This window comes from Streptococcus rifensis, from assembly GCF_053203525.1.
Genome location: NZ_JBRUCW010000021.1, coordinates 18,020 through 31,128, shown reverse-complemented (window position 1 = coordinate 31,128; position 13,109 = coordinate 18,020). Strand labels below are relative to the sequence as shown.

General features: G+C 43.3%; 14 protein-coding genes and 1 rRNA gene. 6 read left to right on the top strand and 9 right to left on the bottom strand.

Translation table 11 applies throughout. From position 1 onward, the window contains the following. Positions 1-356 (bottom strand): 16S ribosomal RNA (locus tag ACVRYP_RS10440); the annotation flags it as partial. A gap of 332 nt (positions 357-688) precedes the next feature. On the opposite strand from ACVRYP_RS10440, the gene ACVRYP_RS10435 reads away from it, so the two are divergent. After that, positions 689-1,642, top strand: a complete 954-nt coding sequence (locus ACVRYP_RS10435) for an IS30 family transposase (protein WP_447468645.1) — start codon at positions 689-691, stop codon at positions 1,640-1,642. Positions 1,643-1,836: 194 nt separating this feature from the next. On the opposite strand, the gene trmB is transcribed toward ACVRYP_RS10435, so the two are convergent. From trmB to ACVRYP_RS10415, 4 genes are read right to left on the bottom strand one after another with little or no spacing between them, the layout of a single operon-like run. Further along, entirely contained in the window at positions 1,837-2,475 is a 639-nt protein-coding gene (gene trmB / locus ACVRYP_RS10430; protein WP_447468644.1) for a tRNA (guanosine(46)-N7)-methyltransferase TrmB, read from the bottom strand. Then, a complete protein-coding gene (ccrZ, locus tag ACVRYP_RS10425; RefSeq protein ID WP_447468643.1) occupies positions 2,465-3,262 on the bottom strand; it encodes a cell cycle regulator CcrZ in 798 nt (265 codons plus the stop codon). Before ccrZ ends, trmB begins: the two co-directional genes overlap by 11 nt. Positions 3,263-3,311: 49 nt before the next feature. After that, a complete protein-coding gene (locus ACVRYP_RS10420; RefSeq protein ID WP_447468642.1) occupies positions 3,312-4,346 on the bottom strand; it encodes an ABC transporter permease in 1,035 nt (344 codons plus the stop codon). Beyond that, complete coding sequence (locus tag ACVRYP_RS10415; protein ID WP_447468641.1) at positions 4,346-5,071, bottom strand: ABC transporter ATP-binding protein; 726 nt, start codon at positions 5,069-5,071, stop codon at positions 4,346-4,348. The genes ACVRYP_RS10420 and ACVRYP_RS10415 overlap by 1 nt, the downstream gene beginning before the upstream one ends. A 61-nt stretch (positions 5,072-5,132) precedes the next feature. On the opposite strand from ACVRYP_RS10415, the gene ACVRYP_RS10410 reads away from it, so the two are divergent. Further along, positions 5,133-5,546: an HIT family protein gene (locus tag ACVRYP_RS10410; RefSeq protein ID WP_447468640.1), complete on the top strand. Its 414-nt coding sequence runs from the start codon at positions 5,133-5,135 to the stop codon at positions 5,544-5,546. Between the two features lie 2 nt (positions 5,547-5,548). Next, on the top strand, positions 5,549-5,872 hold the full coding sequence (locus ACVRYP_RS10405) for a hypothetical protein (RefSeq protein WP_447468639.1): 324 nt from the start codon (positions 5,549-5,551) through the stop codon (positions 5,870-5,872). A gap of 72 nt (positions 5,873-5,944) precedes the next feature. Here the strand turns inward: ACVRYP_RS10405 and lytR are convergent, their stop codons facing one another. From lytR to ACVRYP_RS10385, 4 genes are all read right to left on the bottom strand, one after another. Further along, positions 5,945-7,114 (bottom strand): glycopolymer--peptidoglycan transferase LytR, encoded by a 1,170-nt coding sequence (gene lytR, locus ACVRYP_RS10400; RefSeq protein WP_447468638.1) that lies wholly within the window; start codon positions 7,112-7,114, stop codon positions 5,945-5,947. After that, a complete protein-coding gene (locus tag ACVRYP_RS10395; protein WP_447468637.1) occupies positions 7,101-7,643 on the bottom strand; it encodes a GNAT family N-acetyltransferase in 543 nt (180 codons plus the stop codon). The genes lytR and ACVRYP_RS10395 overlap by 14 nt, the downstream gene beginning before the upstream one ends. Then, positions 7,636-8,076, bottom strand: coding sequence for a tRNA (adenosine(37)-N6)-threonylcarbamoyltransferase complex ATPase subunit type 1 TsaE (gene tsaE, locus ACVRYP_RS10390; protein ID WP_447468648.1), 441 nt, complete (start codon positions 8,074-8,076; stop codon positions 7,636-7,638). The genes ACVRYP_RS10395 and tsaE overlap by 8 nt, the downstream gene beginning before the upstream one ends. A gap of 111 nt (positions 8,077-8,187) precedes the next feature. After that, on the bottom strand, positions 8,188-9,600 hold the full coding sequence (locus tag ACVRYP_RS10385) for an NCS2 family permease (protein ID WP_447468636.1): 1,413 nt from the start codon (positions 9,598-9,600) through the stop codon (positions 8,188-8,190). Positions 9,601-9,770: 170 nt separating this feature from the next. On the opposite strand from ACVRYP_RS10385, the gene ACVRYP_RS10380 reads away from it, so the two are divergent. The 3 genes from ACVRYP_RS10380 (at position 9,771) to ACVRYP_RS10370 (ending at position 13,102) form a co-directional block, all read left to right on the top strand. Beyond that, positions 9,771-10,589 carry a Cof-type HAD-IIB family hydrolase gene (locus ACVRYP_RS10380; RefSeq protein WP_447468635.1) on the top strand — a complete coding sequence of 273 codons (819 nt, stop codon included), beginning with the start codon at positions 9,771-9,773 and terminating at the stop codon, positions 10,587-10,589. 305 nt (positions 10,590-10,894) lie between these two features. Next, entirely contained in the window at positions 10,895-11,884 is a 990-nt protein-coding gene (locus tag ACVRYP_RS10375) for a PTS sugar transporter subunit IIB (RefSeq protein WP_447468634.1), read from the top strand. Positions 11,885-12,289: 405 nt separating this feature from the next. Further along, positions 12,290-13,102, top strand: a complete 813-nt coding sequence (locus ACVRYP_RS10370) for a mannose/fructose/sorbose family PTS transporter subunit IIC (RefSeq protein WP_307122260.1) — start codon at positions 12,290-12,292, stop codon at positions 13,100-13,102. Positions 13,103-13,109: the final 7 nt, after the last annotated feature.

Genomic DNA, 13,109 nt, shown 5'->3' with positions numbered 1-13,109 from the left:
AGTCTGGGCCGTGTCTCAGTCCCAGTGTGGCCGATCACCCTCTCAGGTCGGCTATGTATCGATGCCTTGGTAGGCCGTTACCCTACCAACTAGCTAATACAACGCAGGTCCATCTGGTAGTGAAGCAGTTGCCCCTTTTAAATCAAGTACATGTGTCCTCAATTCTTATGCGGTATTAGCTATCGTTTCCAATAGTTATCCCCCGCTACCAGGCAGGTTACCTACGCGTTACTCACCCGTTCGCGACTCTTTTTCTCAGGTGTTTCCGAAGAAACGGGAGAGAAAAAGCGTTCCACTTGCATGTATTAGGCACGCCGCCAGCGTTCGTCCTGAGCCAGGATCAAACTCTCATTAAAATAGTTTGTCCGGCTAAGCACTCTGGCTTATCCGTTTATTGTTTTTTGTTCATTGACGAAGTTATACTTAACTTCACCCTGCACGTTTGGTTCGTCTTATTTAGTTCTCAATGGTCTTAGTAGCCTCCTGAGAGACAACTATCTTAGTATATCACCACCACTTCCCTTTGTCAATACTTTTGTAACAAATTTTTTGATTTTTTTATGGCCCTTTTCTCCAACGAAAGTTCTAAAATGAAGTTAGCCACTTTCTAGTTGAGAAAAAGTATACAAAAACACCTCAGAGAGATATAATGTAGTTCACCACAAACACACTAGAAAGGCTCCCTGAGATGCAACATCATTATACACTAAAAGGCAAGCACTTGACAATCACTGAGCGTTATTTGATTGAACGGTGGAATCGTGACGGCAAATCCAATCGACAAATAACCTTATTGCTAGGAAAAGCTCCACAAACCATTCATAATGAAATCAAACGAGGAACTATCCTGCAACAAGTTCGTAAAGGCAAGTTCGAGAAAACCTATTCAGCAGACTATGCGCAACTTGTCTACGAAGACAATAGAAAAGCCTCTGTTCGTAAGGTGTCAATTGCTCAGGAAACTAAGGAGTCGATTGTCCATTATATCAAGGAGAAATGGTCTCCTGAAATGATGGTTAAAACAAAGGGGATTACCGTGCCTGTTTCAACCATTTACTATTGGATTCATAAGGGGCATCTCGGTCTAACTGTAAAAGATATGTTATACCCTAGAAACCCAAAAGCAGTAACGAAAAAAGCGAGTCCTCACTTCAAACCTGCTGGGCAATCCATTGAGAAAAGACCGGAAACTATTAACTTACGGTTAGAAAATGGACATTATGAAATTGACACTGTGCTCTTAACCAAGGCGAAAAATCATTGCTTACTAACCTTAACAGACCGCAGAAGTCGCCATCAAATCATTCGATTATTACCTGATAAAACTAGTAAATCTGTGAACAATGCCATTGTGGAGATCCTTAACAACTGGACGATTAAGTCAATAACAGCTGATAATGGGATGGAATTCAATCGCTTAGCGGAGGTGTTTCCAGAAGACCATCTTTACTATGCCCATCCCTACGCCTCTTGGGAAAGAGAGACCAATGAGAACCATAATCGGCTCATTAGACGATGGTTGCCTAAAGGAACTAAGAAAACGACCCAGAAACAGGTCGCTTTCATCGAAAATTGGATCAATCATTATCCTAAGAAAATACTGAACTATTTGTCTCCTGCACAGTTTCTTGAAAATGGCTAACTTCTACTTGAAATTTAGCTTTTTTATATGAAATTGTCCTTGTGAGATAGGAACCCTTAATTTTAATAAGGTTATTGTAAAAAAGAAGAATCCACTGAAAAAGCTCCAATGGATTCAATAAGATAATAGGTTATGGACGACTCTCACGAAGACATTCATGAGCCCTTCTGACTGGACATCAGCACTAATCTATTTCAAGCAAATCGCGCTTCAACCCGATAAATCGGCTGCCCTTTTTGCGAAAACTTCTCCTCATACTCGGTCATGATATTCCCTTCGTAATCTGATGCATGAAGGTCAAGCCAAACCTGCTCTAGCACCATGCCATACTGAGAAAAGCTGGCCAGGCTGTATTCAAACAAGCCACGGTTATCTGTCTTGAAATGAAGCTCACCCTTCTCAGGAAGAATTTGCTGATAAGTTTCTAAGAACGTCTTATAGGTCAGGCGACGTTTAGCGTGTTTTTTCTTAGGCCAAGGATCTGAGAAATTGAGGTAGAGCCTGTCTACCTCCTGATCCGCAAAGTAAGTCGTCAAGCTAGACCCGTCCACGCGCAAGAGTTTGACATTGGGCAAGCCCTGCTCCAAAACACGGTCCAAGGCATAACTGAGCACAGAGAGTTGAATATCAATACCGATGTAGTTGATTTCTGGATGGGCTGCTGCCATTCCTGTGATGAAGCGCCCTTTGCCTGAACCAACCTCGATATGAATTGGGTTATCATTGCCAAAAACGTCTCGCCACTTGCCCTTATAGATTTCAGGGTCTAAAATGACATACTGTGGGTTTTCGGCTAGCATGGCTTCTGCGCCTTTACGTTTTCTAACTCTCATAGTGGCCTCTTAACTCACGAAATTGCCGTAAAGCGTAGACTTCTTTATTGACCAATTCGATATTATGGGTTTCAAAACACTTGTTAATCTGATTGAGGTAAGAGAGCTGCCCATACCATTCCACTTTGCTAAGGACAAGGGCATTGTATTTGTAACCGTAAAAGGTCAACCATTCCTTCCATTGGGAACGCGGAATGTAGTGACTGAGGATGTGGGCCACATCAAACATCCGATCTGTTAAATGCACAGTGTCCCAATCCGTCAAGTAAATCATGCCAGATTGTGTTGCAAACCAATTTTTATGGTGGGTATCGCCATGGACAATAGTCGCATGATCTTCATTAAACTTAGGCTGTGTCTGGAGCAATTCTTGAGCGATCGATTGTAAGTAGGTGTTCTCCCGCACTTGATTGACAGAGTCCGACTGCCATCTGCGAATCAAATCAGCTGGACGCTCAATCGTGTAGCCCAGTTGTAACAATTGGTTCACTAAGAGCTTAGACCTGTGAAGACGGGTTAAAATACTGATTACTTGTTTACTTCCCATGTCTTCCTTATTAAGGACATTTCCCCTCAGCCATTCTTGGGCACTCATCATGGACCCTGTTGCTGTCCGTTTTGACCAGAGCAATTTAGGGGCGATTTGTTCCTTAGCAAGGGAGGCTAAAAGGGGGGTTGTGTTCATCTTGATAAAGACCTCTGTCCCATCAGGATAGGTTCCTTTAAAGGCTTGACCGCTAAAACCGGGTATCGGCGACAGGGTCAGACCATCATCTGTATGTTGCATATCTCTCTCCTTCGAAAACTCCTTAACTATTTTACTTGTTTTAAACCACTTAGTCAATCAATTTCTCTATTTTATAAGGCAGGTAAAACAGGTTTAAAATAACCTGAACACCAACCAAGATCAAGAGATAACCCTTGTCTTGGAAGAAAATAGCTGCTAAAACGACCTGAAGCGCTAAAAGCATAAAGAATACTCTGTTTAAAAAGGTTCTAAGGCTCTGCTTTTTTTCTGCCAATGAAAGAGGGTATAGACGTGTCATGTACTGGTAGTCATAATGCCGGTAGAGGGCAATCAATTGAAACAGAAGGAGGTAATTAAGCAACAAGACGATGACCGTTGCTACCACATCCTGGTTGATAAAGATCAATGATAAAAAGCTTAAAATAACCAACCTTAAACTGAGGCTCAAATAGTCTCCTGAACGCAGAAAAGCTCTGGCATATAGGTATTGCCAGGTTCCCCGAGGAAAAAGTGTCAACAAGCCATCTAGATAAGCTCGCCGTTTCATTCCCTGAGAAACCCCTTTTACTTGGGTGAAGAGGGAAAAGAACTTCAATACCGTTTGCTTTTGCTGACGATCGTGGTCAACAGCTGTCGCCCAATCGAGCCCAGACTGGCTCATAAGACTTTTTGCCCTGAACTCAAAAACGCCCCACTTGATGATTAGCGATCCAAGACCTAGAACAAGATAGAGTACCAGAGACCACTCCAAGACCTTGACCAAGGGGTATAAAAAAGCAAGGACAAGCACCTGCAAAACACTCCAAACAATCAAGCCTCGTGTTTTAGCCTGTTTGATTTCAGCCATAACATCCTTTTCCTTAGCTAGGAGAAAGAGTTGGTCAGGTTGCTCTAAGTAGGCGTTAAAATTCCCCATGGGGCTAGTTACCAGCAACAATACAACCAGAGCAACACCTATCACCGAGCTCTCTGGTGGATTTTGAATCAGCTGGCTGTACTGAATCATGAGAAAACCCACACCTAGCATTAAAAAGAGGACAAAGTGGTCATTAAAGACATATTTTAAGTATTTGGCACAAAGCTTTTGAAACTGCTGGCGCCGTTTTAAAAACAAGGCGTTCATTAGGCCTCCTCTGTCAATCGCAGGTAAATCGTGTTAAGACTGGCCTCAGGCATGGTAAAGGCTTGACGGAGGTCTTCTAGTGTTCCTTGAGCACGAACCTCCCCATGATGCAGAAGAACGAAACGGTCACACATTTTTTCCGCTGAATCCAGCACGTGGGTAGACATCAAAATAGACACTCCTTTTGCCTTTTCTTCAGCTAGAAGTTCCGTCAAATCTTGAATGGCTAAGGGATCTAAGCCTAGGAATGGTTCATCCACAATCAGCAAGCTTGGCTCTACGATAAAAGCACAAATAATCATGACCTTCTGCTTCATCCCTTTTGAAAAATTCACTGGAAACCAGTCCAAACGGTCTTGAAGTCGGAAAATCTGCAGAAGACGCTCTGCCCGCTCCATCGCCACAGTCGTTGAGATACCATAAGCCATGGCCACTACCTCGAGGTGCTCCCGTAAGGTCAGTTCCTCGTAGAGACTTGGGGTTTCAGGGATAAAGCCGATTTTTTTGCGAAAGCTCTCCGGATCTTGAGCAAGTGTCATCCCGTCAATCGTGATTTGCCCTTGATAAGGGGTTAAGAGGCCTATGATCTCATTGATCGTTGTCGACTTACCTGCTCCGTTAAGACCGATAAGGCCAACCAACTCTCCGTCTCCAATCTCAAAGGATATATTTTTCAAGACAGGAATATTGGCATAACCCCCTGTCACGTTTTGGATATTTAACATCTATTTCTCCGATTTTTTTGGTATAATTTATTATAACAGAAAGCTAAAGAGAGGTAAAACCATGACTGACTGTATTTTTTGTAACATTGTCTCTGGCGACATTCCATCTTCTAAGATTTATGAGGATGACCATGTTCTGGCCTTCCTTGATATCACTCAGGTCACTCCTGGCCACACTCTCCTCATTCCCAAAAAGCATGTTGCGGATCTCTTTGAGATGGACAGTGACCTAGCAAGTACCGTTTTTGCACGCCTGCCAAAGATTGCACGCCAACTCAAAGAAAAACTAGGGGTCAAAGGCCTAAATATTGTCAATAACAATGGCGAACTAGCTGGTCAGACTGTTTTTCATAGCCATATCCATCTCCTGCCTCGTCTTGAAGAAGGAGATGGGCTCGACATTCGTTTCACTACCCATGAGCCTGGTTTTGCGGCTCTAGGACAACTCGCTCAAGACCTTTATCTGGAGGACTAACCATGAACCTGAGACGACTCTTATGGGCAGGAACTGCTGCCTTTATTTCTTACCATTTGGTTGCAAATCGAGATACCATCAAGGAAGAAGTCACTGAAACCAAAGAATTAACAGATGACGTCAGTGAACACATCAAAGACATCAACCAACAAATCGCTGTCATCAAAGGACAATTGCCAAAACTCACAGAATTGGCTCAAGATTTAAGTCACAAAGCCAGCATGTTCCAGCACGAAGTTGATATCCGTACCAAACAAATGCCCCTCCTCAACAAAGAAACTGATGAGAAGGATAGCGCAGAAAATACCGACGATAGTCCTAACTAACTCTTTCCCCCACCATTATCGTTTAAAGGAGCTGGCAGACGCCAGCTCCTTTCCATATCTGTTATCAGCACCTCACTCAACAGGAGCCAACTCTGTGCCTATACTTGATTCCTCATAGACAGGAACTGTCGCATCTGTTTCAGACTGACTGTATGGAGCTATACTATCTGCCTCCCCGTAGGATGCAGTATCTCCATAGGTTGAGGTGTCCCCATAGTAACTTCCTTCGGGTGGCGTTTCCCCATAAAGATCTTCGTATAGGATTGCTGTTGTTGTCAACGTCGTATAAAGTGAGTGGCCGAGAGATTTTCGAATGACATTTTGCATGTCCAGCAAGTGCTCTCCTGTTACGATTTGATAACTTCCTTCATCGATTGTCGCATCAACTCCAGCCAGTTGATAGGTTTCGATATTTTTCAAAGCCTCACGATACCCCAGAAGCTGAGGGATAGTTGTGGTGGTCAGTTCAACATCGGTTTGGACATTACCTGAGACAGCTTTAAGAATACGATTATAAGAGCTAACACTATCTAAGCTGAGTAGTTTTTCAACAATCAACTGAATCACTTCTCGTTGTCGTTTTTGGCGACCGTAGTCCCCTTCAGGGTCTTGATAGCGCATGCGAGAATAGACCAAAGCCTGCTCACCATTGACTTTTTGGCGACCCGGTGGGATGATCGCAGTGTATTCTGGCTCTTGCTCTTCAATGGAAATATCGAAGTCAAAGGTATTATTGACCGTAATGCCACCGACAGCGTCTACCAAGTCAATCAAACCCTGCATGTTAATCATGGCATAACGATCAATAGTGACATTCATCATATCCTCAACCGTCGCAATGGCTGACTGAGCGCCTCCTTCAGCATAGGCGGCATTAAGCTTAGCTTGAGTTCCAGAAGGTTCCCCATTTTTTTCAGAAATGTCAACAAGGATATCCCGTTCTAAACTCATCATGGTGGTGGTCTTGGTCTCTGGGTTGACCGTGACCAAAATCATCGAATCGCTGTTACCAACCCAGTCGTCTTCACGTGACCCCGTCCCCGTATCTACCCCCATAAAGAGGATGGTCAAAGGCTCGGTTGCCTCAATGATTTCATTAGATTTTTCAGAAAAGGGACGAAAAGTTTTAGACAACTCGCTTGCCGTTGCATTGTAAATTGTGAAAAAATACAGTGAAAACGCACATAGCGTTGTGACCAGTATTGCTCCTAGCATACTTGCTATTTTTTTACCTATTGTCATCTGATTTATCGTCAATCAATTTACCCATCAGGTAAACATCAAGAAACTCTCCATTCTTTGTTTTAGCACCGCGTTTTTTAGTGCCTTCAATTCTAAAACCACATTTTTGATAAAGGTGAACTGCCCGTTCATTTCGCACTTGAACCGTTAATTCTAAGCGTCTAATAATGCCACTATGCTCGGCCCATTCAATCGCTTCTTCCATCAGGATTTGTCCTAGGCTATTTCCCCAAAACTCTTTAGATACGGCGATAAAGATATCGCCAATATGATTGACCCGCGTGTGGCTTGCAGCAACAATATTTAAGACCCCTACCACTCGTTTATCGACTTTAGCGATCAAGCAAATTTGGTTCGGACTCGCTAAGCGATTTTCAATAAACTCTGCTGTCTCCTCAGCAGTCATGTAAGGACTATCGTCATCCCTAGTTAAAAATTCGGACTCTGTTGCGACTTCCATCAACAGCTGAGCAAGGCCAGCACCGTCCTCTAACTGAGCTTCTCTGAAAACAACTTCTGCTTCAGCCATGGTGTAAAGCCTCCTCTAACAGTTGGGCTCGTGTTCCTACAGCGTGGGTAGAAACTTCTCGACCTTCCTCTGAGTGCGCTAAGATAATCTCGAGGTAGTCGTCAGGTAAACTCTCGCCTAAAAGTTCCCCCCACTCAATAACCGTGACCCCATCTCCAAACAAAAAGTCATCTAAATCAATGGAATCAGGATCATCTCCAATCCGGTAGACATCTAAATGGTATAAGGGAAGTCGCCCTTCATACTGGCGCACAATGGTATAGGTCGGACTTTTTATCATTTGGTGAATGCCTAAGCCTTGAGCAATTCCTTTTGTTAAGGTCGTCTTGCCTGCTCCCAAATCACCCGTTAAAATGATAACATCTTTCGCTTCTAACGATTCGCCCAGTTTTTTCCCTAAGGCAATCAATTTCTCTTCATTTTGAAAATACATGGAACAATTATACCAAATTTTCAAATACCCGTCTCTGCCCAACTCGACTGTCACTTAAATGTAATAAAGCTCCCCATCTTGTGACGGAGAGCTTCAATTAGCTAATTCAAATTAAGCAAAAAGGAAATGAAGGATAAAGAGAACATTTAAAACCCAAGTAATCGGATGGATTTCTTTAGCACGTCCTTGAACAACTTTACCAATAGTATAGAAGATAAAGGCAAAGGCAATCCCGTTAGTAATACTATAACCAAAGCCCATAAAAATTGAGGCAAAGAAGGCCGGAATGGCTTCACTCATGTCATCCCACTCAACAGCTTTAAGGCTAGAGATCATCATGATACCAACCATGATTAAAACAGCGGCCGTTGCTTGAGTTGGAATAATAGCAAGAAGTGGACTAAAGAAACTTGAGAGAACAAAGAGACCTGCTACAACTAAGGCTGTTAACCCAGTCCGTCCACCGGCACCAATACCCGCAGCAGACTCGACGTAGGTTGTCACGTTTGAAGTTCCTGCAACCGCACCAGCAGTTGTCCCCAAAACGTCCGCATATAAAGCCTTTTTCAACTTAGGATCTAGGTCTTCTGCATTTTCGCTAGTTGTATCGAAAATTCCTGTCTTCTGACTCGTACCAATAAGGGTGCCAATCGTATCAAACATATCCGTAAGGGCAAAGGCGAAGATTGTCATCAAAACTTCAGTGATACGGCTAGAATCGGAAAATAGAGTACCCAAACCTGTAAAGGCTGCACCAAAAACTACTCCTAGATCTTTAAACGCAGTCACAATATTGTTTGAAGCAAAGTCAATATTGCCAAGGCTAACTTCTCCAAAGATTAGAGCGACGATGGTGGTCAAAAGCATGGCAACCATAACGCCACCCTTGACATTTTTTACCAAAAGAATGGCTGTGATAATGATCCCAATAAGGGCTACAATAACACCAATGTTGTCAAAAGACACCAGAGCTGGAACTGCTGACGCATCCCCAACGATAGTCGCAGCACCTTCTTGGGCACCCTCACCAACCACTGCATACGTTCCTGGATTAAGGGTAAAGTTTAACAAACCAGCGTTTTTCAACCCAAGGTAGGTTAAGAAAATACCGATACCACCACCGATAGCATGCTTAAGGTTTTCAGGAATTGAGACGATAATGGCATGACGAAGCTTGGTTAAGGTGATGATGGTCGAGATAACTCCACAAAGGAAAACCATCGCCAGCGCTTCCTGCCAAGTATAACCTAATCCAAAGACAACCGTGTAAGTGAAGAAAGCATTCATTCCCATGCCTGGGGCTTGCGCATAAGGAACGTTAGCGTAAAGAGCCATAATAAGAGTGCCAACAACAGAACCGATGATGGTTGAGAGGAAAACTCCCTGGATAGGCATGCCCGTTTGAGCTAACATGGCAGGGTTAACAAAAAGAATGTAAGACATTGCAAAGAATGTCGTTAAACCAGCAAGGACTTCAGTACGAATTGTCGTATTGTGCTCCTTTAATTTAAAAAATTTTTCCATTTTACGAAAAGATGCTCCTTTATTTGCGAATGATAAAAACATTATAAAACAAAACATTCGCTTTTTCAAGAGTTTATGCTTTTTTTGGAAAGAGAATTTTTTCAAAATCTTTTGCATGTTCATCTTCTTCATTCTACCTCCCCTTTCTAAATTATGATACAATAGACGGTATGAAAACTGAGAAAAAATTAATTGCTATCGATCTGGATGGCACCTTGTTAAACTCACAGAGCCAATTGTCTCAAGAATCTATTGACACTGTTAAAAAAGTGGCTGCCCTTGGTCACCAAGTGGTCATCGCAACTGGTCGGCCTTATCGTATGGCCAAACACTACTATGATGAGCTTGGGATGACTGGTCCCATGATTAATTTCAATGGGTCTCTCATGCACATCCCAGGCAAACGCTGGGCTTTTGAGCATGAGCGTATTTTAGAAAAAGACGTTTTTCTAGATATTGTAAAGCGCGAAGAAGAGTGGAAAGCAGACTTTATCGCTGGCGAATTTAGAAAATCCTTTTACGTGACCCATACCAATCGTCAAACCATTTCTCCTTCCCTTTTTGCAGTTGAGAAGATTGAGGATGGTTCTGAGTTAAAACCAGAAAAAGTGACCAAGGCTCCCAATGTCGTCCTCATGCAAACCCGCCATCCTAACAAAATGACGCTCGCAAAAGAAATGGAAGACATCTATCAACAAAAAGCTACTATTACCACTTGGGGTGGCCCTATGAACATTCTAGAGTGTACTGCAGAAGGGGTCCATAAGGCCTATGCTCTGAAGCATCTCTTAAAAGCCCTCAACATGGATCGCTCTCAACTGATTGCCTTTGGTGATGAGGTCAACGATGATGAAATGTTGGATTTTGCGCAGACGAGCTACGCGATGAAAAACGCAAATCCTGAGCTTCTCCCCCACGCAGACCATCAGTTGGACTACGCCAATGATGAAAATGGTGTTGCAAGAAAGTTAGCCGAACTCTTTCTTTAATAATTGATAAAGTTACTCTTTTCCTTTCCTAAAGGAGAAGGGCTTTTTGTTTAATCTCAAACTTTTGAATCTCCATAGAAGCGTGACACTATCACTTGTTTTAACAGATTATTGGCGTAATGGCTAAATTTAGATTTATACTTTTACTAACAATCAAACACCTTTTAGTAATTTTCAGTAAAACTTTCTGTAATATTATCTATAAATAGGGAAAGACCTTGACTTTTCTATAGAAGCGGTCTATACTTGAAAATGTATCTAGGTCTTAAGACCTAGACGACAATAATATTAAGGAGGAGTCAATAATGAGTATCGGAATCATTATTGCCAGTCATGGCGAGTTTGCTTCAGGCATTCATCAGTCAGGTCAAATGATTTTCGGCGAGCAAGAAAAAGTCCAAGTTGTGACATTCATGCCTAGCGAAGGTCCAGATGATCTTTATGCCAAAATTGTAACCGCTATCGACGCTTTTGACGCGGATGATGAAATCCTAGTCTTGGCCGACCTTTGGAGCGGGTCACCATTCAACCAAGCTAGCCGTGTTATGGGTGAACGCCCAGAACGCCAATTTGCCATCATCACAGGTCTCAACTTACCTATGCTGATTCAAGCCTATACAGAGCGCTTGATGGATGCTAATGCTGGTGTGGCTCAAGTAGCCGCTAATATCATCAAAGAATCTAAAGATGGTATCAAAGTTTTGCCTGAGGAATTGCAACCTGAAGAAGCCGTTGCTGCGGCACCTGTTGCCCAAGCCCCTCAAGGCGCTATTCCTGAAGGAACAGTTATCGGCGATGGCAAACTTAAGATTAACCTTGCCCGTATCGATACCCGTCTCTTACACGGACAGGTCGCAACGAACTGGACACCTGCATCTAAAGCAGATCGTATCATCGTAGCTTCAGATAAAGTTGCTGCTGACGATTTGCGTAAACAATTGATTAAGCAAGCTGCACCAAACGGGGTTAAAGCTAACGTCGTCCCAATCAAAAAATTGATTGAAGCTGCGAAAGACCCACGCTTTGGAAACACCCACGCGCTCATTCTCTTTGAAACCCCTCAAGAAGCTCTCGAAGCCATCGAGGGTGGTGTTGAGATTACTGAGTTGAACGTTGGTTCTATGGCTCACTCAACTGGAAAAACCATGGTAAACAATGTTCTATCTATGGACAAAGACGATGTAGCAACCTTTGAGCGTCTCCGTGACCTCGGCGTTAAGTTTGATGTCCGCAAAGTACCAAACGACTCTAAAAAAGATTTATTTGAATTGATTCGCAAGGCGAATGTTCAATAAGTTTGAACAATGATGGTTGCTAAAGCACCTCATCATTGTACGCTAGCCGCTAGGGCGGTCTAGCTACAAATCCCACTAGCGTGTAACTGCCAGTAATATCGACTGCCAGCACACGCGTCGTAAGTTTTTACGAACAAGTGGTGGATGCTAAAGCACCTCATCATTGTACGCTAGCCGCTAGGGCGGTCTAGCTACAAACAAACCCCACTAGCGTGTAACTGCCAGTAATATCGACTGCCAGCACACGCGTCGTAAGTCTTTACGAACAAGTGGTGGATGCTAAAGCACTTCATCATTGGACGCTTTTCGCTATAGCGGTCTCGTAAAAAAACGTTTTGTTACTGGGATTATCTTATCACTTAAATAACCCTCTAACATTATCAGTATTAAAAGAAAGGATTTATCATGTCAGATATTTCAATGATTTCTGCTATTTTGGTCGTTATTGTGGCCTTCTTAGCTGGTATGGAAGGAATTCTTGACCAATTCCAATTCCATCAACCTATTATTGCTTGTACCCTTATCGGTCTCGTTACGGGTAACTTAACTGCCGGCGTTATGCTCGGTGGTACCCTTCAATTTCTAGCTCTTGGTTGGGCTAACATCGGTGCGGCCGTTGCCCCAGATGCCGCCCTTGCCTCTGTTGCAGCTGCTATTATCTTGGTTAAGGGTGGCGATTTCTCTCCTGCAGCGATTTCAGTTGCACAAGGGATTGCGATTCCTCTTGCGGTTGCTGGTCTTTTCTTGACCATGATCGTGCGTACCATCTCAGTTGGTCTCGTACACGGTGCGGATGCTGCAGCTGAGCGTGGTGATTTTAAAGCCATCGAACGGTACCACATCTTTGCCCTTTGCTTGCAAGGACTCCGTATTGCGATTCCTGCCGCTGCTCTTCTTGCTATCCCTGCGGATGTCGTTCAAGCTGCACTTGAAAAAATGCCAGACTGGCTCGTTGGTGGTATGCAAGTCGGTGGTGGTATGGTTGTTGCCGTCGGTTTCGCCATGGTTATTAACATGATGGCTAGCCGTGAAGTATGGCCATTCTTCGCTCTTGGTTTTGCTTTTGCTGCCTTAAGCGACTTAACACTCATTGCCCTTGGTACTATTGGTGTTGCCATAGCCCTTATCTACCTTAACCTTTCTAAAAAAGGTGGTAACGGTGGTGGATCTGTTTCAGGTTCAGGCGACCCTATCGGCGATATCTTAGAAGACTACTAGAAAGGGG